Here is a 20,355-nt window from a genome sequence, read left to right on the forward strand (position 1 = left end):
GCAATTGTGGCAGGTGGCACGGACAGCGGGGGCTCAGGGCGGCAAACGCGCGGGTTCCGGACAGCGGAGGAGCCGGACGCGATCCCGCGTCCGGCTCCCAGGTCTGTACGGCCTGGCCGTCCTCAGGCCCGGCGGGCCCGCCCGGTGCGGCGCGTCGAGCTCGACGCGCCCCCGAAGAGCCGGGCCACGGCCCGGAACGGCAGCGTGACCACCGTCGCGATGGCCCCACCGATCTGCCGCAACACGTCTGCGATCGCACGGAACACGTACTTCCCCTTTCGTCTCCCGGCTGACTGGGCCAGGAACGATCGAGTACCGCGCCCGGCGCCGTTCATGCCTGCGCGCCGCGCGCTCAGCCCTTGCCGATCATCCCTGCCGGGAACGCCCCCGCGCCGAGCATCGTCGTCACCAGGCCGGTCATCAGCTCGGTCAGCCGCTCCACCCCGGCCGCGCCCAGATGCCCGTAGGGGGCCAGGTCGAGGCGGTCGGTCGCGTCCTCGATGTCCCTGCGCAGCGCCACGCCCGCCTCCGTCAGTCCGCCGTCGGCGTCGAGCAGCCCGCGCTCGCGCAGCCGGGCGTTCGCGGCGTCCCAGTCGACCCGCGTCCAGCCGCGGGTGGCGACGGCCCACTTCGGGGACATGCCCTTCCCGGTCGCGGTGTGGCTGGCCAGCGCCTCGACCGGGTCGAGACCGGCGTCGAGGAGCACCGCGAGATGTCCGTCGCCCCGGTGCTCGCGCAGCAGGGTGGTCGCGTGCCAGAGCGCGAGATGAGGGCGCTCGGGTACGGGCAGGTCGGCGTGCGCGGCGTACAGGGGGCGTGCGGTCCGCACACACGCCTCGGTGGCGCGCAGCGCCAGCTCCGCCGCCTCGGCGACCTCCGCGGAGGCGAGCGGTTCCTCGCCGAGCAGCCGTCGCAGCGTGGCGTCGACAGCGCGCTCACGGGCCGCCAGCACCGTGGACGGCGACGCCGTCTCCCACACGGCGGGCACGTGCTCCGCCACCAGTTCGTGACGGAAGTTGAAGAACGTCGCCGTCACGACGCCCGCTCCGACGCGCCCGAGGGCGGCGGCCCGGACGGCGAAGTACGCCGCCCGCGGGTCCTCGACCCCCACGGCGGCCAGTTCCCGCCCGAGGTCCGGCGAGAAGTAGTGCGCGGAGTGGAACGGATTGAGGAGGCTGTGGCAGCGTCGCCCGGCGCGCTCCGGCAGGGAAGAGGTCATGGCGGCAGATTACCGACTGGTTGGTACGTGAGTGCGGGGTGGTCCCGCCCGTCCACCCCCGATGGCAGGAAAGGTGGGGTGCTCGTCATTGCGGTCATGGTTCGGCCGCCCAAGAATCGAAGGCATGCGAACAGTCCTGGTCGTCCTCTTCGACGGCGTGCAGAGCCTCGACGTCACCGGCCCGCTGGAGGTCTTCGCCGGCGCGGAACAGCACACACCGGGGACGTACCGCGTCAGCACGGCCTCCCTGGACGGCACGCCCGTGCGCACCTCCAGCGGCCTCACCCTCGTCCCGGACCACAGCCTCGCCGCCGCCCCCGCCGCCCCGCACACCCTGCTCGTCCCGGGCGGCCAGGGCACACGGACCCCGGCTCCCGAGATCCTGGACTGGCTGCGCGAGCACGGTCCGCGCGCGGAGCGCCTGGTCTCGGTCTGCACCGGCGCCATCCTGCTCGCCGAGGCCGGCTTCCTGGACGGCCGCCGGGCGACCACCCACTGGGCGTACTGCGACACCCTGGCCCGCCACCACCCGGCGGTCGAGGTCGACCCCGACCCCATCTACGTCCGCGACGGGCACATCGCGACCTCCGCCGGTGTCACCGCCGGCATCGACCTCGCCCTGGCGCTCGTCGAGGAGGACATCGGCCGCGAGGCCGCTCTCACCATCGCCCGCCATCTCGTGGTCTTCCTGCGTCGCCCGGGCAACCAGGCTCAGTTCAGTGCCCAGCTCGCCGCCCAGACCGCGCAGCGGGAACCGCTCCGCGAGGTCCAGCAGTGGATCACCGAGCACCCCGGCGACGACCTGAGCGTTGAGCACCTGGCCGCCCGTGCCCGGCTCTCGCCCCGCCACTTCGCCCGCGCCTTCCGGACCGAGACGGGCACGACCCCTGGTAGGTACGTCGACCGCGTCCGCCTCGAACACGCCCGCCGCCTCCTGGAGGACACCTCCGACGGAGTGGAGGAGATCTCCCGCACCTGTGGCTACGGCACCGCCGAGGCCATGCGCCGCGCCTTCGTGAAGGCCCTCGCCACCTCCCCGGCGGAGTACCGCCGCCGCTTCCGCCCGGCCGCCGATCCCACTCGCTGAAAGGAATCCCGATGCAGATCGCCATCGTCCTCTTCGACCGCTTCACCGCCCTCGACGCCGTAGGGCCCTACGAGACCCTCGGCCGTCTGCCCGACGCCGAACTCGTCTTCGTCGCCGAGGAGACGGGCCCCGTCCGCTCCGACACCGGCGCCCTGGCGCTCACCGCCGACAGGTCGCTCGCCGAGGTCCCGAGTCCGGACGTCGTCGTGGTGCCGGGCGGCCCCGGCCAGTTCGCGCAGATGGAGAACGAGCCCCTCTTCGACTGGCTGCGCACGGCCGACCGTACGAGCACCTGGACGACCTCCGTGTGCACCGGTTCCCTGCTCCTGGCCGGCGCCGGGCTCCTCGAAGGCCGCCGGGCCACCTCGCACTGGCTGGCGCTGGACTTCCTGAAGCAGTACGGCGCCGAGCCGACCGGGGAGCGGGTCGTCATCGACGGCAAGTACGTCACCGCGGCCGGGGTGTCCTCCGGCATCGACATGGGCCTGACCCTGGTCGGCCGGATCGCGGGCGACGAGCACGCCCAGGCCGTCCAGCTGATGACCGAGTACGACCCGCAGCCGCCCTACGACGCCGGTGCCCCGCACAAGGCGCCGGCCCACCTCGTGGAGGAGTTCCGGACCAACAGCCGCTTCGCCCTGATGTGACCGCCGTCGCGGCGGCCCTCACGCCGACCAGGTGAAGCGGGGCGGTCTGCGCTCCAGGAACGCGGCGACGCCCTCCGCGGTGTCGCCGCTGCCGCGTGCCTGTTCGGCCCAGTGGGCGTCGCGGTCGGTGCGGCCGTTCGCGAACTCCTTGGCCGCCGCCTGCGTCAGCCGCGAGCGCGAGACCAGGACCCGGGTGAACTCCTCGACCCGGTCGGCGAGTTCGCCCTCACGCAGCACCTCGTCCACCAAGCCCGTGCGCAGCGCCCGCTCCGCGTCGATCAACTCGCCGGAGAACAGCAGGTACTTGGCCGTGCTCGGCCCGATCAGCGACACCAGCCGCCGGGTGGAGGAGGCGGGATAGACGAGGCCCAGCTTCGCCGGGGTGATCCCGAACAGCGCTCCCTCCCGCGCGAACCGCAGATCGCAGGCCGTCGCCAGCTGGGCCCCGCCACCCACGCAGTGCCCCCGGATCGCCGCGAGGGACGGCTTGGGGAAGGCGGCGAGGGCCTCCTCGGCGAGGACCGCCAGCCTCTGGGCCTCGTCCGGGGACCCCGCAGCGTGGAGATGTCGGCCCCGCGCAGAACGTCCCGCCCTCCCCGGTGAGCACCAGTGCCCGGACCGCCGGGTCGGCGGCCAGCCGGTCGAGCAGCGGCGGCAGTGCCCGCCACATCCCGGCCGTCATGGCGTTGCGCTTGGCTGGGTGGTGGATGACGACGGTCGCGATCCCGTCGGCGACGGTGTCCAGCAGCTGAGGCTCCATGCCCCGGATGCTAGCCACCGGTGTCGCGACCGGTGTCGAGACCCGGCTTCGCGACCGGGGCCGAACCCGTACAACCCGAATAGTTCCCAAAGCGACGCAGCTCGAAAAGCTGCTGTCATGCGACCGACCGACTCGCTCACAAGTGATCCGAAAGTCGTCGATACACGCTGACTTCTGTTCAGTTCTTCGTGCGCGGCTTCGAGTTACCAACACTCGACATGTGGTGACAATCGAGCGCAAGGGTGGCGACCGGACCATGGACGACCAAGGGCGCGGGAGCGACCCACGCCCTGACGGCGACGGGCACCGACCCGACGACCCGAGGCCGCCGGAGCCACTGCCTTACGAAGGGGTCTGGCGGTTCACCGCTGCCGCCGTCGACGCCTCGGTGCCGCAGGCGCGGCGCGCCGTCCGGGAACTGCTCGCCCGCCAAGGCGTGCCGATCTCGGACGACCTCGTCCAGGGACTCCTGCTGATCGTCTCCGAGCTGGTGACGAACGCCGTGAAACACGCGGCGCTCCTGTCGCCCACGCTCGCCGTCGAGGTCGCCGTCGGAGCCCAGTGGGTGCGGGTCTCGGTGGAGGACAACCACCCCTACCGCCCGACCGCCCTGGAGACCGACCACGGTCGGCTCGGCGGCCGTGGTCTGCTCCTGGTGCGGGAGATCACCCTGGAGGCGGGCGGCGTCTGTGACGTGGAGCACACCGCGAGCGGCGGCAAGGTGGTCTGGGTCGCCCTGCCGCTCGAACCCGCACATCTGTTCCAGGGGTGAGGGTTCGCGGCCCCGGGCCGGAGCCCGTGGTCACCAGCCCGCGGCCGGCCCCGTCAGCTCCCTGACCGCCGGCCGCGCCGCGTCCAGGACCGTCATGAACCAGGCCGAGAAGGGGTCCTTGGCATGCCGCTCCGCGAGCTCGGCCGGGGTGACGAACGCGGTGTCCCCGACCTCCTCCGGGTCCGGCCGGAGCGGCGCCTGGAGCAGCCCGACGAACAGGTGGTTGAACTCCTGCTCCACCAGGCCCGAGTCCGGGTCCGGGTGGTTGTAGCGGACCGTGCCCGCCTCGCCGAGGAGTGCCGGGGAGACCCCCAGCTCCTCGTGGGTCCGCCGGGCGGCCGCCGCGAAGGGGGACTCGCCCGGGTACGGGTGGCCGCAGCAGGTGTTCGACCAGACGCCGGGGGAGTGGTACTTGCCGAGGGCCCGCTGCTGCAGCAGCAGCCGACCGCGCTCGTCGAAGAGGAAGACGGAGAACGCCCGGTGCAGCTGACCGGGCGGTTGATGAGCGGCCAGCTTCTCCGCGGTGCCGATCGTGGTGCCGTCCTCGTCGACCAGCTCCAGCAGGATCGCTTCCGTGGTGCCGCTCTCGGGACTGTGCATCGCGGTGGCAGGTGTGATCGGCATGCCCATCCTTCGCCTCGTTCTTCGAGCCTCAAGTCTGCCGCAACGAACCGGTGCTTCCGGCACTTCGCGGTCGACCCGCATGTCCTACCCGCACACCCCCGCCGAAGACACCTGGCCCGTGGATCAGACCCCGAAAGCCGCCGGATACCTGATGGTGCCGGACGCGACCGGGGCGGAACCGTCGAGGACCAGCGCCATCATCGCCTCGTCCGGCACTTCGAATCCGGGCCGGATGCCGTACTCGGACGCACGGACGAAGCCGAAGCGCGGGTAGTACCCGGGATGCCCCAGGACGAGGACGAGCCGCTCCCCGCGCGCGCGTGCCGCCTCCAGCACCGCGCGTACGACAGCCGCGCCCGCCCCCTGCCGCTGGTGGTCCGGCAGGACCGCGACGGGGGCCAGCGCCAGCGCGGGCACCTCGTCGACATGGCAGCGGGTGATCAGCGCGTACGCCGCGAGCGTGCCGTCCGGGGCCTCGGCGACGTACGACAGGTCCGGCAGCCAGGCGCCGGGGTCCTCGCGCAGCGCGTCGACCAGCCGGGCCTCCGCGTCGGTATCGAAGGCGGCGGCGTTGACGCCGTACACCCCCTCGCGGTCGGCGGACGTCTCCGGTCGCGTGGTCCAGCCGGTGGTCAGTGACACAGCTTCGCCTCGTGTTCCGCGTGGCCGCCCGGCTCCAGCTGGAAGGTGCAGTGCTCGACGTCGAAGTGGTCGCCGATGCAGCCCTGGAGGTCGTGCAGCATCTTCTCGTGGCCGATGGAGTCCAGCGTGTCGGAGCTCACCACCACATGGGCGGAGAGCACGGGCATGCCGGAGGTGATGGTCCAGGCGTGCAGATCGTGGACGTCCTCCACGCCGGGCAGTGCCAGTATGTGGGCCCGTACCTCGGCCATGTCGACGTTCTTCGGCGCCGCCTCCAGCAGCACGTCGAGGGTCTCGCGTAGCAGCTTCACCGTACGCGGGACGATCATCACACCGATGACGAGCGAGGCGATCGGGTCGGCGGCCTGCCAGCCGGTGAGCAGGATGACCGCCGCGGAGACGATCACCGCCAGGGAACCGAGCGCGTCCGCGGCCACCTCCAGGAAGGCGCCCCGGACGTTCAGGCTCTCCTTCTGGCCCCGCATCAACAGGGTCAGCGAGATCATGTTCGCGACCAGACCGATCGCGCCGAAGACGACGGTCAGTCCACCCTGGGTCCCGACCGGTGTGATGAACCGCTGGATCGCCTCGAACAGCACATAGCCGCCGACGCCGAGCAGCAGCAGACAGTTGGCGAGCGCCGCGAGTATCTCGGCGCGGGCGTAGCCGAAGGTGCGGTTGCCGCTCGGCGGGCGGTTGGCGAAGTGGATCGCGAGGAGCGCCATGCCGAGGCCCACCGCGTCCGTCGCCATGTGCGCCGCGTCGGCGATGAGCGCCAGCGAATCGGCGAGCACGCCGCCGACGATCTCGACCACCATGACGGTGAGCGTGATCGCCAGCGCGATCCGCAGCCGCCCGCGGTACGCGGCTGCCGCCGTACCGCTGGTCGGCGCGTGATGCGCGTGCCCGTGGTCGTGACCGGCCCCCATGGATCCGCCTCTCTCAAGCGTCCGTGATGCGTCCGTGTGTTCGGCTCCGGACCACAGTCAACTACGGGTGGGGGGTATCCGGCAAAGCGGCACTGAACACCGTTGTCATATCCTCTGACCTGCGGAAACGATGTGCAGGTCAGAGCGTTGCCATGATCGGGGGCGTAGGGCGGGGAGGGTCAGTGACCGTGGTGCAGCCGCCAGCCCGCCCAGGCCGACTCGACCATCTCGCGCACCTCGCGCCGGGCCGTCCAGCCGAGTTCGCGCCGGGCCCGCTCGGCCGAGGCGACCGCGCGCGGCGCGTCACCCGGGCGGCGGGGCTCGACGAGTGCGGGACGGCTGTCCCCGGTCACCTCGCCGATGAGGTCGACGAGTTCGCGGACCGAAACGCCCTCGCCCCGGCCGATGTTCACGGTCAGGTCGCCCGAGACGTCCCCGGCGGTGAGACGGCGGGCCGCCGCCAGGTGCGCGTCGGCGAGATCGGCGACATGGATGTAGTCCCGGACACACGTGCCGTCCGGGGTGGGGTAGTCGTCGCCGAAGATCCTCGGGGCCTCGTCGCGGGTGAGGCGGTCGAAGACCATCGGGACGACGTTGAAGACCCCGGTGTCGGCCAGGGCGGGTTCGGCGGCGCCGGCCACGTTGAAGTAGCGCAGGCACACGGTCGCGATGCCGTGCGCCTTCCCCGCCGCCCGGACCAGCCATTCCCCGGCCAGCTTGGTCTCGCCGTAGGGGCTCATCGGGGCGCACGGGGTGTCCTCCGTGATGAGGTCCGTGTCCGGGTTGCCGTAGACGGCGGCGGAGGAGGAGAAGACGAAGCGCTCGACCCCGGCGGTGGCCGCCGCCTCCAGGAGCGTGGCGAGTCCGCCGACGTTCTCCTGGTAGTAGCGGGTGGGCTGGGCGACGGACTCGCCCACCTGCTTGCGGGCCGCGAGGTGGACCACACCGGTCACGGAGTGCTCGGTGAGGGCGCGCTTGAGGAGGTCGCCGTCGAGGGCGGAGCCGTGGATCAACGGGATGTCCTCGGGGAGGCGGCCACGGACCCCCGCGGAGAGGTCGTCCAGTGCGACGACCTGCTCGCCGGCCCCGGTCATGACCCTCGCCACGTGTGCGCCGATGTAGCCCGCCCCGCCTGTGATCAGCCATGTCATGCGCTCACCTTATGCGGGGGGTGCGTTGTGCCTGTTCCCCGTAGGCGGTGTGCAGGGTTGGCGGGCGGCGGGTCGTGGGCGGGTGCTCGCGTCCTTCCCCGCGCCCCTGGAGGGCGCGGAACGTCGCCGTCCGTCGACGAGCGAACCCCATCCCTTTACCCCCTATCAACCGATATCCGCACCGGAGTTTGTGGCGCAACCCCCACATCCACGATGATGATCGGCGGCGGAGGGCCGACGGCTTGAGCAGGCCGAACTGATCCGGCCGTGAACGGGCGGTGAACGCCCGCTTCTCTTCATCCGATAACCTCTGCCGACACGCCGCCGGGTCCCAGCGGGCCGGGGCGCCCCCACCACGTACATGTCCGGCGCGGTCGCGTCGGCACCCAGGGAGTGAGTTCGTCTGTCGACCGCCATCCTCACCGGTCAGCCGGTCCCCGGGTCGTCGCTGGAGGGCGATCTGCGGTCGCTCGGCTTCGACGTGCGGACCGCCTCCGACGCCGGTGACGCCGAGACGCTCCTGGCGACGGTGCCCGCGGACCAGCGGGTCGCGATCGTCGACGCCCGCTTCGTCGGCCATGTGCACGCGCTGCGCCTGGGACTGACCGACCCCCGCTTCGACGCCGCCGCCCTCCCGGGCGCCGTGACCGTGCGGCCCGCCGCCCGGCAGGCGCTGACCCGGGCGCTGGCCCGCGAGAACTCGGCCGAGGGCGGCACCGCGGCCGTCGCCGTCGACAGCGTCGGCGTCGCCGACCGGATCGTCACCGCCCTCGACGCCGAGGGTGTCGGCCTCTACCGGCCCGAACTCGGCACCCTGGTCGCCGCCGTCCCCGCCGACCCGCAGGCTCGCGACGAGGCCCGCCGGGCGGTCGCCGACGTCGACGACGAGGCCGTACGGCTGCGCACGGCGGTGAAGTCCCGTGACGGCTTCTTCACCACCTACTGCATCAGCCCGTACTCCCGTTACATCGCCCGCTGGTGCGCCCGCCGGGGCCTGACCCCGAACCAGGTCACCACGGCCTCGCTGATCACCGCCCTGATCGCGGCGGGCTGCGCTGCCACCGGCACCCGCGGCGGCTTCGTCGCGGCCGGCCTCCTGCTGCTCTTCTCCTTCGTCCTCGACTGCACCGACGGCCAGCTGGCCCGCTACTCGCTGCAGTACTCGACGCTCGGCGCCTGGCTCGACGCCACCTTCGACCGCGCCAAGGAGTACGCCTACTACGCGGGCCTCGCGCTGGGCGCCGCCCGCGGCGGCGACGACGTCTGGGCGCTCGCGCTCGCCGCGATGGTCCTCCAGACCTGCCGCCACGTCGTCGACTTCTCCTTCAACGAGGCGAACCACGACGCCACCGCCAACACCAGCCCCACCGCCGCCCTCTCCGGCAAGCTCGACAGCGTCGGCTGGACCGTCTGGATCCGCCGCATGATCGTCCTGCCGATCGGCGAACGCTGGGCCATGATCGCCGTCCTCACGGCCCTCACCACACCCCGTATCACCTTCTACGCGCTGCTCATCGGCTGTGCCTTCGCCGCGACCTACACCACGGCGGGCCGCGTCCTGCGCTCGCTGACGCGCAAGGCCCAGCGGACGGACCGCGCGGCCAGAGCGCTCGCGGACCTCGCGGACACCGGCCCGCTCGCCGAAGGGCTGGCGCGGCTCCTGCCGGGCCCGCCGCGGGGGACGGCACTGCTCAGCGCGGCATTCGGAGCCGTGGCCGTGGTGACCGCCGCCTGGGTCTGGGGCGCTTCCTGGCAGGTCGTCGCCATGGCCGCCCTGTACGTCGGGCTGTCGGCGGAGGCCGTCGAGCGCTCCCTCAAGGGCCCCCTCGACTGGCTGATTCCCCCCTTCTTCCGCGCCGCCGAATACGGCACCGTCCTCGTACTGGCGGCCAAAGCCGAGGTGAACGGCGCCCTTCCCGCGGCTTTCGGGCTGGTGGCGGCCGTCGCCTACCATCACTACGACACGGTGTACCGCATCCGCGGCGACGCCGGCGCGCCGCCGCGGTGGCTGGTGCGGGCGATCGGCGGCCACGAAGGCAGGACCCTGCTGGTCACCGTCCTGGCCGCGCTGCTCGCGCCCACAGATTTCACAGTCGCGCTCACGGCTCTCGCCGTGGCCGTGGCACTGCTGGTGCTCTTCGAGAGCATCCGCTTCTGGGTGACCGCCCACAAGACAGGCGCACCCGCCGTACACGATGAAGGAGAACCCGCATGATCGGCCTCGTGCTGGCGGCCGGCGCCGGACGGCGTCTTCGCCCCTACACCGACACCCTTCCCAAGGCTCTGGTGCCGGTCGGCCCCGAGGGCGCCGAGGACAGCCTCACCGTTCTCGACCTCACCCTCGGCAACTTCGCCGAGATCGGCCTGACCGAGGTCGCGATCATCGTCGGGTACCGCAAGGAGGCCGTCTACGAGCGCCGCGAGGCGCTGGAGGCCAAGTACGGGCTCAAGATCACCCTGATCGACAACGACAAGGCCGAGGAGTGGAACAACGCCTACTCCCTGTGGTGCGGCCGTGACGCCATCAAGCACTCGGTGATCCTCGCCAACGGCGACACCGTGCACCCGGTCTCCGTCGAGAAGACCCTGCTCGCCGCCCGCGGCGACGGCAAGAAGATCATCCTCGCCCTCGACACGGTGAAGTCCCTCGCCGACGAGGAGATGAAGGTCGTCGTCGGCCCCGAGGGCGGCATGACCAAGATCACCAAGCTGATGGACCCGGCCGAGGCGACCGGTGAGTACATCGGCGTCACCCTCATCGAGGGCGAGGCCGCCGACGAGCTGGCCGACGCCCTGAAGACGGTCTTCGAGACGGACCCGCAGCAGTTCTACGAGCACGGCTACCAGGAGCTCGTGAACCGCGGCTTCCGTATCGACGTCGCGCCCATCGGTGACGTCAAGTGGGTCGAGATCGACAACCACGACGACCTCGCCAAGGGACGTGAGATCGCGTGCCAGTACTGACGAGGCTCATCCCCTCGCCGGTCGTCGTGGACATCCGTCCCGGCGCGCTCGATGATCTGGCGACGATCCTGTCGGACCAGCGCATCGCGCCGTCGGGCCGGCTGGCCTTCGCGATCAGCGCCGGCTCCGGCGCGGCGCTGCGCGACCGGTTCGCCCCGGCGTTCCCGGAGGCCGACTGGTTCTGCGACGCCGACGGCACCATCGACGGAGCGGTACGGCTCGCCGACTCGATCAAGAAGGGCGGTCACTACGACGCCGTGGTCGGGCTCGGCGGCGGCAAGGTCATCGACTGCGCCAAGTACGCGGCCGCCCGGGTGGGCCTGCCGCTGGTCGCCGTCGCCACCAACCTCGCCAACGACGGTCTGTGCTCCCCGGTGGCCACCCTCGACAACGACGCGGGCCGCGGCTCCTACGGTGTGCCGAACCCGATCGGCATCGTCATCGACCTGGATGTCATCCGGGAGGCCCCGGTGCGCTTCGTGCGAGCCGGCATCGGCGACGTGATCTGCAAGATCTCCGCCGTGGCCGACTGGGAGCTGTCCAGCCGGGAGACCGGCGAGAAGGTCGACGGACTGGCCGCCGCCATGGCCCGCCAGGCCGCCGAGGCCGTGCTGCGTCACCCCGGTGGGGTCGGCGACGACGACTTCCTGACCACGCTCTCCGAGTCCCTCGTCCTGTGCGGGATCTCCATGTCGGTGGCCGGCGACAGCCGTCCCGCCTCGGGCGCCTGCCACGAGATCAGCCACGCGTTCGACCTCACGTTCCCCAAGCGGAACGCCCTGCACGGCGAACAGTGCGGTCTCGGCGGGGCGTTCGCCACGTTCCTGCGCGGCCACCACGAGATCGCGGGCCAGATGACCGAGGTGCTGCGCCACCACGGCCTGCCCGTCCTCCCGGAGGAGATCGGCTTCACGGTCGACGAGTTCGTCCAGGTCGTGGAGTTCGCCCCGCAGACCCGGCCGGGCCGCTACACCATCCTGGAACACCTCGAACTGAGCACCGAACAGATCAAGGACGCCTACGCCGACTATGCCAAAGCCATCAGTAGCTGAGCTGCGCCCGGTCGTTCACCCCCCGGGTGTGAAGGACCGGCGCAGCGGTGAGCACTGGGCCGGCCGGCTCTACATGCGCGAGATCTCGCTGCGGATAGACCGGCACCTGGTGAACACCCGGGTCACGCCCAACCAGCTGACCTACCTGATGACCGTCTTCGGCGTCCTCGCCGCCCCGGCCCTGCTGGTGCCGGGCATCCCGGGCGCCGTCCTCGGTGTGCTGATGGTCCAGCTGTACCTGCTGTTCGACTGCGTCGACGGCGAGATCGCCCGCTGGCGCAAGCAGTACTCGATGACCGGCGTCTACGTCGACCGGGTCGGCGCCTACCTGTGCGACGCGGCCGTCCTCGTCGGCTTCGGGCTGCGCGCGGCCGACCTGTGGGGCACCGGCCGGATCGACTGGCTGTGGGCCTTCCTCGGCACCCTCGCCGCGCTCGGCGCCATCCTGATCAAGGCCGAGACGGACCTCGTGGGCGTCGCCCGGCACCAGACCGGCAAGCCGCCGGTCCAGGAGTCGGCCGCCGAGCCGCGCTCCTCCGGCATGGCGCTGGCCCGCAGGGCCGCCGCCGCCCTGAAGTTCCACCGGCTGATCCTCGGCGTCGAGGCGTCCCTGCTGATCCTGGCCCTCGCGGTCGTGGACCAGATCCGGGGCGACCTCTTCTTCTCCCGGGTGGGCGTCGCCGTCCTGGCCGGCATCGCCCTGCTCCAGACCCTGCTGCACCTGGTGTCGATCCTCGTCTCCAGCAGGCTGAAGTGAGCGGCGGCATGAAGGTCGGCGCGGTGATCATCACCATGGGCAACCGCCCCGACGAACTCCGCGCCCTCCTCGACTCGGTCGCCAAGCAGGAGGGCGACCGGGTCGAGGCGGTCGTCGTCGGCAACGGCTCGCCCGTCCCGGACGTCCCCGAGGGCGTCCGGACGGTCGAGCTGCCGGAGAACCTCGGCATCCCCGGCGGGCGCAACATGGGCATAGAGGCGTTCGGCCCCAGCGGCCGGGACGTCGACGTGCTGCTCTTCCTCGACGACGACGGTCTGCTCGCGCACCACGACACCGCCGAACTCTGTCGCAAGGCGTTCGAGGACGACCCGAGGCTCGGCATCGTCAGCTTCCGCATCGCCGACCCCGACACCGGCGAGACCCAGCGGCGCCATGTCCCCCGGCTGCGGGCCGCCGATCCGATGCGCTCCTCCCGGGTCACCACCTTCCTCGGCGGCGCCAACGCCGTACGCACGCAGGTCTTCGCCGAAGTCGGCGGCCTCCCGGACGAGTTCTTCTACGCGCACGAGGAAACCGACCTGGCATGGCGGGCCCTCGACGCGGGCTGGATGATCGACTACCGGTCCGACATGGTGCTGTACCACCCCACGACCGCGCCCTCCCGGCACGCGGTCTACCACCGCATGGTCGCGCGCAACCGCGTCTGGCTCGCGCGCCGTAACCTCCCCGCGCCGCTCGTCCCGGTCTATCTGGGCGTCTGGCTGTTGCTGACCCTGCTCCGCAAGCCCTCCGGGCCTGCCCTGAAGGCCTGGTTCGGCGGCTTCAAGGAGGGCTGGACGAGCCCCTGTGGTCCCCGCCGGCCCATGAAGTGGCGTACGGTGTGGCGGCTGACCCGGCTGGGACGACCTCCCGTCATCTGACAAGCTCGAAATCTGAGAGCATGCGGCCGTACCCGGTCCAGGTTTCCGCCTCGGCCCGACCAGGCTGCGCACTTTGAGGACGAAAGTTTCCATTTGTGAGTGAGACAACGCATGACGGCAGGGTTGTGGTGAGCGACCGTCCGTCGCCCGACGACGGGCTCTCCGCGACGGAACTGGCCGCCAAGTACGGGCTCGCCGTGAGCGGCGCCCGGCCCGGACTCGTGGAGTACGTCCGCCAGATGTGGGGGCGGCGCCACTTCATCCTCGCCTTCTCCCAGGCGAAGCTCACCGCGCAGTACAGCCAGGCCAAGCTCGGCCAGCTGTGGCAGGTGGCCACCCCGCTGCTCAACGCGCTGGTGTACTTCCTGATCTTCGGCCTCATCCTGGGTGCCGATCGCGGCATGCCCCGCGAGGTGTACATCCCGTTCCTGGTCACGGGTGTGTTCGTCTTCACCTTCACCCAGAGCTCGGTGATGGCCGGCGTCCGCGCGATCTCCGGGAACCTGGGCCTGGTGCGCGCCCTGCACTTCCCGCGCGCCTCGCTGCCCATCTCCTTCGCGCTCCAGCAGCTCCAGCAGCTGATGTTCTCGATGATCGTGCTGTTCTGCGTCGCGGTCGGCTTCGGCAGCTACCCGCGCCTGTCCTGGCTGCTGATCCTGCCCGTGCTGGTGCTGCAGTTCCTCTTCAACACCGGGCTCGCGCTGATCATGGCCCGGATGGGCGCCAAGACCCCGGACCTCGCGCAGCTGATGCCGTTCGTGATGCGGACCTGGATGTACGCCTCCGGCGTGATGTTCTCCATCCCGGTGATGCTGGAGGACCACCCCAAGTGGATCGCCGACGTTCTCCAGTGGAACCCGGCGGCGATCTACATGGACCTGATGCGCTTCGCGCTGATCGACGGCTACGGCTCGGAGAACCTGCCCCCGCACGTGTGGGCGGTCGCGGTCGGCTGGGCCGTACTGATCGCGCTCGGCGGCTTCGTGTACTTCTGGAAGGCGGAGGAGAGGTACGGCCGTGGCTGAGTCACTCATCCCCACCGTCATCGCGGACGAGCTGCACATCGTCTACCGCGTCAACGGAGCCAAGACCGGCAAGGGCAGCGCCACCGCGGCCCTCAGCCGCATCCTCAAGCGCGGCGAGGAACGCGGGGTGCGCAAGGTGCACGCCGTCAAGGGCGTCTCCTTCGTCGCCTACCGGGGCGAGGCCATCGGTCTGATCGGCTCCAACGGCTCCGGCAAGTCCACCCTGCTGCGCGCGATCGCGGGTCTGCTTCCGGCGGAGAAGGGCAAGGTCTACACCGACGGCCAGCCCTCCCTGCTCGGCGTGAACGCCGCCCTGATGAACGACCTCACGGGCGAGCGCAACGTCATATTGGGCGGCCTGGCGATGGGCATGTCCCGCGACCAGATCAAGGAGCGCTACCAGGGGATCGTCGACTTCTCCGGCATCAACGAGAAGGGCGACTTCATCACCCTGCCGATGCGCACGTACTCCTCCGGCATGGCGGCCCGTCTGCGGTTCTCCATCGCGGCCGCGAAGGACCACGACGTGCTGATGATCGACGAGGCCCTCGCCACCGGTGACCGCGCCTTCCAGAAGCGCTCCGAGGCCCGCATCCGCGAGCTGCGCAAGGAGGCCGGCACGGTCTTCCTGGTCAGTCACAACAACAAGTCCATCCGCGACACCTGTGACCGCGTGCTGTGGCTGGAGCGCGGCGAACTGCGCATGGACGGCCCGACCGACGAGGTGCTCAAGGAATACGAGAAGTTCACGGGCAAGTAGTCCCGCACGACCCGGGCCCCGCCGGAACTGCTCCGGCGGGGCCCGGCGTTTGCAAGGGAGACCGGGGCGAGGCGCTCGTCCGGCAGCCTGGGGGCGGTATCCGCAAAGGAAACGCCAACTTCGGCAAGGAAGCGTCAACTCCGGCCGCCCATAGGAATCTTGGGGGTAATCGGTGCGTTCTTGTGATGTGCAGGACACCCCCACGAAGCATGGTGCGTTGTACAACGTAAGCTGTACCGGTGCCGAATCGCGGCAAGTGGGTCCATAATGCGCGACACCCGGCATCCGCCGCAGACGCCGCCCACCGGGCGGCGTGTCCGAAATAGTGCGTATTGGGTCGGCAGTGTAGAACGGGAGATGTGACGGCCATGGCTACGGAGACTCCCCAGCGCAACCACGCTTCTGCCGTTCCCGTGCCGGGTGACGAGCGGTGACCGAAACCGGGACGGCGCGCGCCGGGAACCCGGAGCGCGACACCCTCGACAAGGCCGGGGCCGAGAACTTTCCCGTCGCCCCGTTCTTCCTGCCCCGGGCCTGGCGCGACGACCTCATGGCAATCTACGGCTTCGCCCGCCTCGTCGACGACATCGGCGACGGCGATCTCGCCCCCGGCGGTGCCGATGCCCGCCTCCTCGGTCTCGCCCCGCAGGACGCGGACGATCCACTGCTCCTCCTGGACGCCTTCGAGGCCGACCTCGGCAAGGTCTTCGACGGCACCCCGAACCACCCCCTGCTGCGCGGGCTGCGGCACACCGTCCGCCGCCACCGCCTCACCCCCGAGCCGTTCCTCGCGCTGATCGCCGCCAACCGCCAGGACCAGCTGGTCAAGCGGTACGAGACCTACGACGACCTGCTCGCCTACTGCGCCCTGTCCGCCAACCCCGTCGGCCACCTGGTCCTCGCCGTCACCGGCGCGACCACCCCCGAGCGGGTCCGGCACTCGGACGCGATCTGCACCGCGCTGCAGATCGTCGAACACCTCCAGGACGTCGCCGAGGACCTGGGCCGCGACCGGATCTATCTGCCCGCCGCGGACATGAAGCGCTTCCACGTCCAGGAGAAGGACCTCGTCGCGCCCACCGCGGGAGCGTCGGCGCGCGCCCTGATCGCGTACGAGGCGGAACGCGCCCGCCTTCTCCTCGATGAGGGCGCCCCCCTCGTGGGCAGCGTCCACGGCAGGCTGAGGCTGCTCCTCGCGGGGTTCGTGGCGGGAGGAAGGGCGGCGGTCCACGCCATCGCCGCCGCCGCATTCGACGTACTTCCCGGCCCGCCCAAGCCCGGCAAGCTCCGGCTGCTGCGCGAGGTGGGCGCGACCCTGCGAGGAGAGGGGTGATCCGGACCGTGGAGTCGGAACCACACGTGTCCGCGCCGGTACTCGCCGCCTACAGTTACTGCGAGGCCGTCACCGGACAACAGGCCCGCAACTTCGCCTACGGCATCAGGCTGCTGCCGACGCCCAAGCGCCGCGCGATGTCCGCGCTGTACGCCTTCTCCCGGCGCGTCGACGACATCGGTGACGGTGCCCTCGCGATCGAGGTCAAGGCGGGCAGGCTGGAGGAGACCAGGGCGCTGCTGACCCGGGTCAGGAGCGGCTCCGTCGACGAGGACGACACGGACCCCGTCGCGGTCGCCCTCGCCCACGCGTCGGCCGCCTTCCCGATCCCCCTCGACGCCCTCGACGAACTCATCGACGGCGTCCTCATGGACGTGCACGGGGAGCACTACGAGACCTGGGAAGACCTCAAGGTCTACTGCCGCTGCGTCGCGGGGGCCATCGGCAGGCTCTCGCTCGGCGTCTTCGGCACCGAACCCGGGGCGCGCGGCGCGGAACGCGCGCCGGAGTACGCCGACACCCTCGGCCTCGCTCTCCAACTGACCAACATCCTCAGGGACGTTCGGGAGGACGCGCAGGGCGGGCGAACCTATCTGCCCTCCGACGACCTCGCGAAGTTCGGCTGCTCGGCCGGGTTCGCCGGGCCGCTGCCACCCGCGGACTCCGACTTCGCGGGCCTGGTGCACTTCGAGGTGCGCCGGGCCCGCGCCCTGTTCGCCGAGGGGTACCGGCTGCTGCCGATGCTCGACCGCCGCAGCGGCGCCTGTGTCGCCGCCATGGCCGGCATCTACCGCCGGCTGCTCGACCGCATCGAGCGCGAGCCGGAGGCGGTGCTGCGCGGGCGCGTCTCGCTGCCCGGCCGGGAGAAGGCGTACGTCGCCGTGCGCGGCCTCTCGGGTCTGGACGCCCGCCATGTGTCTCGCCGTACCGTCAGGAGGCGCGTCTGATGGACAATCCGGTTCAAGGAGAACCCATCGGCGAAAAGTGGTACGCAACCCTCCGCACCGGTGGGGCGTCCCAGACTGCGACGGTCCGCCGTGAACCGCTTCGGCACCCCGGCGGACCGGCAGGGGAGGGTGCACGATGACCGATGGCACGCAGTCCCGGCAACCGAGGGGAACGGACCGTGAGGACCGGCCCCGCAGCACGGCCGTGGTGATCGGCGGAGGGCTCGCCGGCATCACCGCCGCGCTCTCGCTCGCCGACGCCGGTGCGCGGGTCACGCTCCTTGAAGGACGGCCCCGCCTCGGCGGACTCGCCTTCTCCTTCCAGCGCGGCGACCTGACCGTCGACAACGGACAGCACGTGTACCTGCGGTGCTGCACCGCCTACCGTTGGTTCCTCGACCGCGTCGACGCCGCCGCGCTCGCGCCCGTGCAGGATCGTCTCGACGTGCCCGTTCTCGACGCCGAGGGACGGCCGGGCAGGCGGCTCGGCAGACTGCGCCGCGACGCGCTGCCCGTACCGCTGCACCTGGGGCGCAGCCTCGCCACGTACACCCATCTCTCGCTCACCGAGCGCGCCGGGGTGGGGCGGGCCGCGCTGGCGCTGAAGGCGCTCGACCTCGCCGATCCGGCCCTGGACGCACAGGACTTCGGCGGCTGGCTCGCCGCGCACGGGCAGTCGGCGCGGGCCGTCGAGGCGCTGTGGGACCTCGTGGGGGTCGCCACCCTCAACGCGGTGGCCGGTGACGCCTCCCTCGCGCTCGCCGCGATGGTGTTCAAGACGGGCCTGCTGTCCGAGCCGGGCGCCGCCGACATCGGCTGGGCCCGGGTGCCGCTCGGCGAACTGCACGACCGGAAGGCCCGCAAGGCGCTGGACTCGGCGGGCGTGCGCACCGTGCTGCGCGCCCGCGCCACCTCCGTCTCCCGTACGGAGAACGGGAACTGGCGGGTCGAGGTGCCCGGCGAGACCCTCGACGCGGACGCCGTCGTGCTCGCCGTGCCCCAGCGCGAAACGTACGACCTGCTGCCCGAGGGAGCCCTCGACGGGCCCGGGCGGCTGCTGGAGATCGGCACCGCCCCGATCCTCAACGTCCATGTGGTGTACGACCGTAAGGTGCTCGGCCGGCCGTTCTTCGCGGCGCTCGGCTCACCCGTCCAGTGGGTCTTCGACCGGACCGAGGCCTCGGGCCTGCGGGAGGGCCAGTACCTGGCGCTGTCGCAGTCGGCCGCGCGGAACGAGATCGACGCACCGGTCTCCGTCCTGCGCGAGCGATATCTGCCCGAGCTGGAACGGCTGTTGCCCGGCACGCGCGGCGCCGAGGTGAAGGACTTCTTCGTGACCCGGGAGCGCACCGCGACCTTCGCTCCCACCCCCGGCGTCGGACGGCTCAGGCCCGGCGCCCGCACCAAGGCACCCGGCCTGTACCTGGCCGGAGCGTGGACCGCCACCGGGTGGCCCGCGACCATGGAGAGTGCGGTTCGCAGCGGCATCGCGGCGGCGGAGGCCGCCCTCGCCGCTCCGGGCCGGCCCCGGAACCGCCTCCTCGACCACGAGGAGGCGGCATGACGCTCGAAGCGCACCGGACCGGCGACCGCACTCTCGGTACCGCGAACACATCGACCTCTGGAGAGACTGTGCCCACTGTGCCCCCGGCCGTGACGGCCGCCGCGAGGACCGCGGTGGACGTGACCGCGCTCCTGGAGCGCGGGCGGACCCTGGCCACCCCCGTGCTGCGGGCGGCCGTCGACCGGCTGGCGCCCCCCATGGACACCGTCGCCGCCTACCACTTCGGCTGGATCGACGCCCACGGCAACCCGGCGGACGGCGACGGCGGCAAGGCCGTACGCCCCGCGCTCGCCGTCATGTCCGCCGAGGTCACCGGCGCCGCGCCCGAGGTCGGCATCCCCGGCGCGGTGGCCGTGGAGCTGGTGCACAACTTCTCGCTGCTGCACGACGACCTGATGGACGGCGACGAGCAGCGCCGCCACCGCGACACCGTGTGGAAGGTGCACGGCCCCGCGCAGGCCATCCTCGTCGGGGACGCGCTGATGGTCCTGGCCAACGAGATCCTCCTCGAACTGGGCACCGTCGAGGCGGCCCGCGCCACCCGCCGCGTCACCACGGCGACCCGCGCGCTCGTCGACGGACAGGCCCAGGACATCTCCTACGAGCACCGCGAGCGGGTCACCGTCGAGGAGTGCCTGGAGATGGAGGGCAACAAGACCGGCGCCCTGCTCGCCTGCGCCTGCTCCATCGGCGCGGTCCTCGGCGGTGCGGACGACCACACCGCCGACACGCTGGAGAGGTACGGCTACCACCTCGGCCTCGCCTTCCAGGCCGTGGACGATCTGCTGGGCATCTGGGGCGACCCGGTGTCCACGGGCAAGCAGACCTGGAGCGATCTGCGCCAGCGCAAGAAGTCCCTGCCCGTCGTGGCCGCGCTCGCGGCCGGTGGCCCGGCCTCCGAGCAGCTGGGCGAACTCCTCGCCGCCGACGCCAAGGCCAGCGACTTCGCGAACTTCTCCGAGGCGGAGTTCGCCGCGCGCGCCGCCCTCATCGAGGAGGCGGGCGGCCGCGAGTGGGCCGTCGAGGAGGCACGCCGCCAGCACCGGATCGCCATCGATGCGCTGGACTCGATCCGGATGCCCGAGCGGGTCCGGGAGGAGTTCGCGGCCCTCGCGGACTTCGTCGTCGTACGGAAGAGATGATCGCCATCCCCCAGGAGCCGACCGTCATCGGTCGAATAGCCCTCGCGTAGTCGCCGGCCGGTGCCCCGTCACCGGACACGCACCGGCCGACGGCTGACC

The 20,355-nt window shown here is 71.6% G+C and carries 21 protein-coding genes and 1 pseudogene; 15 read left to right on the top strand and 7 right to left on the bottom strand.

Annotation, left to right across the window (positions count from 1 at the left end):
• Positions 1–122: 122 nt before the first annotated feature.
• Positions 123–266, bottom strand: coding sequence for an LPFR motif small protein (locus tag E4N62_RS11690; protein ID WP_169797823.1), 144 nt, complete (start codon positions 264–266; stop codon positions 123–125).
• A gap of 86 nt (positions 267–352) precedes the next feature.
• Positions 353–1,219 (bottom strand): hypothetical protein, encoded by an 867-nt coding sequence (locus tag E4N62_RS11695; RefSeq protein ID WP_230213809.1) that lies wholly within the window; start codon positions 1,217–1,219, stop codon positions 353–355.
• Positions 1,220–1,343: 124 nt separating this feature from the next.
• Here E4N62_RS11695 and E4N62_RS11700 point away from each other — a divergent pair, with 124 nt between their 5' ends.
• Positions 1,344–2,306, top strand: a complete 963-nt coding sequence (locus E4N62_RS11700; protein ID WP_230213810.1) for a GlxA family transcriptional regulator — start codon at positions 1,344–1,346, stop codon at positions 2,304–2,306.
• A gap of 11 nt (positions 2,307–2,317) precedes the next feature.
• Positions 2,318–2,953, top strand: coding sequence for a DJ-1/PfpI family protein (locus E4N62_RS11705; RefSeq protein ID WP_230213811.1), 636 nt, complete (start codon positions 2,318–2,320; stop codon positions 2,951–2,953).
• A gap of 18 nt (positions 2,954–2,971) precedes the next feature.
• Here E4N62_RS11705 and E4N62_RS11710 read toward each other — a convergent pair.
• Positions 2,972–3,713 (bottom strand): annotated as a pseudogene (locus E4N62_RS11710) (enoyl-CoA hydratase/isomerase family protein).
• 256 nt (positions 3,714–3,969) lie between these two features.
• On the opposite strand from E4N62_RS11710, the gene E4N62_RS11715 reads away from it, so the two are divergent.
• Positions 3,970–4,485 (top strand): ATP-binding protein, encoded by a 516-nt coding sequence (locus E4N62_RS11715; protein ID WP_230214095.1) that lies wholly within the window; start codon positions 3,970–3,972, stop codon positions 4,483–4,485.
• A 30-nt stretch (positions 4,486–4,515) separates the two neighbouring features.
• On the opposite strand, the gene idi is transcribed toward E4N62_RS11715, so the two are convergent.
• From idi to galE, 4 genes are all read right to left on the bottom strand, one after another.
• Positions 4,516–5,109, bottom strand: coding sequence for an isopentenyl-diphosphate Delta-isomerase (gene idi / locus E4N62_RS11720; RefSeq protein WP_184901999.1), 594 nt, complete (start codon positions 5,107–5,109; stop codon positions 4,516–4,518).
• Between the two features lie 123 nt (positions 5,110–5,232).
• Complete coding sequence (locus E4N62_RS11725) at positions 5,233–5,751, bottom strand: GNAT family N-acetyltransferase (protein WP_230213812.1); 519 nt, start codon at positions 5,749–5,751, stop codon at positions 5,233–5,235.
• On the bottom strand, positions 5,742–6,680 hold the full coding sequence (locus tag E4N62_RS11730) for a cation diffusion facilitator family transporter (RefSeq protein WP_230213813.1): 939 nt from the start codon (positions 6,678–6,680) through the stop codon (positions 5,742–5,744). Before E4N62_RS11730 ends, E4N62_RS11725 begins: the two co-directional genes overlap by 10 nt.
• Positions 6,681–6,859: 179 nt before the next feature.
• On the bottom strand, positions 6,860–7,831 hold the full coding sequence (galE, locus tag E4N62_RS11735) for a UDP-glucose 4-epimerase GalE (RefSeq protein ID WP_230213814.1): 972 nt from the start codon (positions 7,829–7,831) through the stop codon (positions 6,860–6,862).
• A 403-nt stretch (positions 7,832–8,234) separates the two neighbouring features.
• Here galE and E4N62_RS11740 point away from each other — a divergent pair, with 403 nt between their 5' ends.
• From E4N62_RS11740 to E4N62_RS11790, 12 genes are all read left to right on the top strand, one after another.
• On the top strand, positions 8,235–10,046 hold the full coding sequence (locus E4N62_RS11740) for a DUF5941 domain-containing protein (RefSeq protein ID WP_230214096.1): 1,812 nt from the start codon (positions 8,235–8,237) through the stop codon (positions 10,044–10,046).
• Complete coding sequence (locus E4N62_RS11745) at positions 10,043–10,795, top strand: sugar phosphate nucleotidyltransferase (protein WP_184902007.1); 753 nt, start codon at positions 10,043–10,045, stop codon at positions 10,793–10,795. The genes E4N62_RS11740 and E4N62_RS11745 overlap by 4 nt, the downstream gene beginning before the upstream one ends.
• The gene (locus E4N62_RS11750) at positions 10,783–11,847 is read left to right on the top strand and encodes an iron-containing alcohol dehydrogenase family protein (protein WP_230213815.1); all 1,065 of its coding nucleotides are present in this window, start codon (positions 10,783–10,785) and stop codon (positions 11,845–11,847) included. The genes E4N62_RS11745 and E4N62_RS11750 overlap by 13 nt, the downstream gene beginning before the upstream one ends.
• A gap of 28 nt (positions 11,848–11,875) precedes the next feature.
• Positions 11,876–12,604: a CDP-alcohol phosphatidyltransferase family protein gene (locus tag E4N62_RS11755; RefSeq protein ID WP_086801655.1), complete on the top strand. Its 729-nt coding sequence runs from the start codon at positions 11,876–11,878 to the stop codon at positions 12,602–12,604.
• An 8-nt stretch (positions 12,605–12,612) separates the two neighbouring features.
• Positions 12,613–13,485 (top strand): glycosyltransferase, encoded by an 873-nt coding sequence (locus tag E4N62_RS11760; RefSeq protein WP_268269320.1) that lies wholly within the window; start codon positions 12,613–12,615, stop codon positions 13,483–13,485.
• 95 nt (positions 13,486–13,580) lie between these two features.
• Positions 13,581–14,510 carry an ABC transporter permease gene (locus tag E4N62_RS11765; RefSeq protein WP_230213817.1) on the top strand — a complete coding sequence of 310 codons (930 nt, stop codon included), beginning with the start codon at positions 13,581–13,583 and terminating at the stop codon, positions 14,508–14,510.
• Positions 14,503–15,270, top strand: coding sequence for an ABC transporter ATP-binding protein (locus tag E4N62_RS11770; RefSeq protein ID WP_045556817.1), 768 nt, complete (start codon positions 14,503–14,505; stop codon positions 15,268–15,270). Before E4N62_RS11765 ends, E4N62_RS11770 begins: the two co-directional genes overlap by 8 nt.
• A 430-nt stretch (positions 15,271–15,700) precedes the next feature.
• Positions 15,701–16,603, top strand: a complete 903-nt coding sequence (gene hpnC, locus E4N62_RS11775) for a squalene synthase HpnC (RefSeq protein ID WP_230213818.1) — start codon at positions 15,701–15,703, stop codon at positions 16,601–16,603.
• Positions 16,600–17,550 (top strand): presqualene diphosphate synthase HpnD, encoded by a 951-nt coding sequence (gene hpnD, locus E4N62_RS11780; protein WP_230213819.1) that lies wholly within the window; start codon positions 16,600–16,602, stop codon positions 17,548–17,550. Before hpnC ends, hpnD begins: the two co-directional genes overlap by 4 nt.
• Positions 17,550–17,690, top strand: a complete 141-nt coding sequence (locus E4N62_RS49340; protein WP_221523719.1) for a DUF6380 family protein — start codon at positions 17,550–17,552, stop codon at positions 17,688–17,690. The genes hpnD and E4N62_RS49340 overlap by 1 nt, the downstream gene beginning before the upstream one ends.
• Positions 17,687–19,114, top strand: a complete 1,428-nt coding sequence (gene hpnE, locus E4N62_RS11785) for a hydroxysqualene dehydroxylase HpnE (RefSeq protein WP_230213820.1) — start codon at positions 17,687–17,689, stop codon at positions 19,112–19,114. The genes E4N62_RS49340 and hpnE overlap by 4 nt, the downstream gene beginning before the upstream one ends.
• Complete coding sequence (locus E4N62_RS11790) at positions 19,111–20,256, top strand: polyprenyl synthetase family protein (protein WP_230213821.1); 1,146 nt, start codon at positions 19,111–19,113, stop codon at positions 20,254–20,256. The genes hpnE and E4N62_RS11790 overlap by 4 nt, the downstream gene beginning before the upstream one ends.
• Positions 20,257–20,355 lie beyond the last annotated feature (99 nt).

Origin of the sequence: Streptomyces sp. MNU76 (genome assembly GCF_020982545.1) — a bacterium.
Lineage (GTDB): Bacteria > Actinomycetota > Actinomycetes > Streptomycetales > Streptomycetaceae > Streptomyces.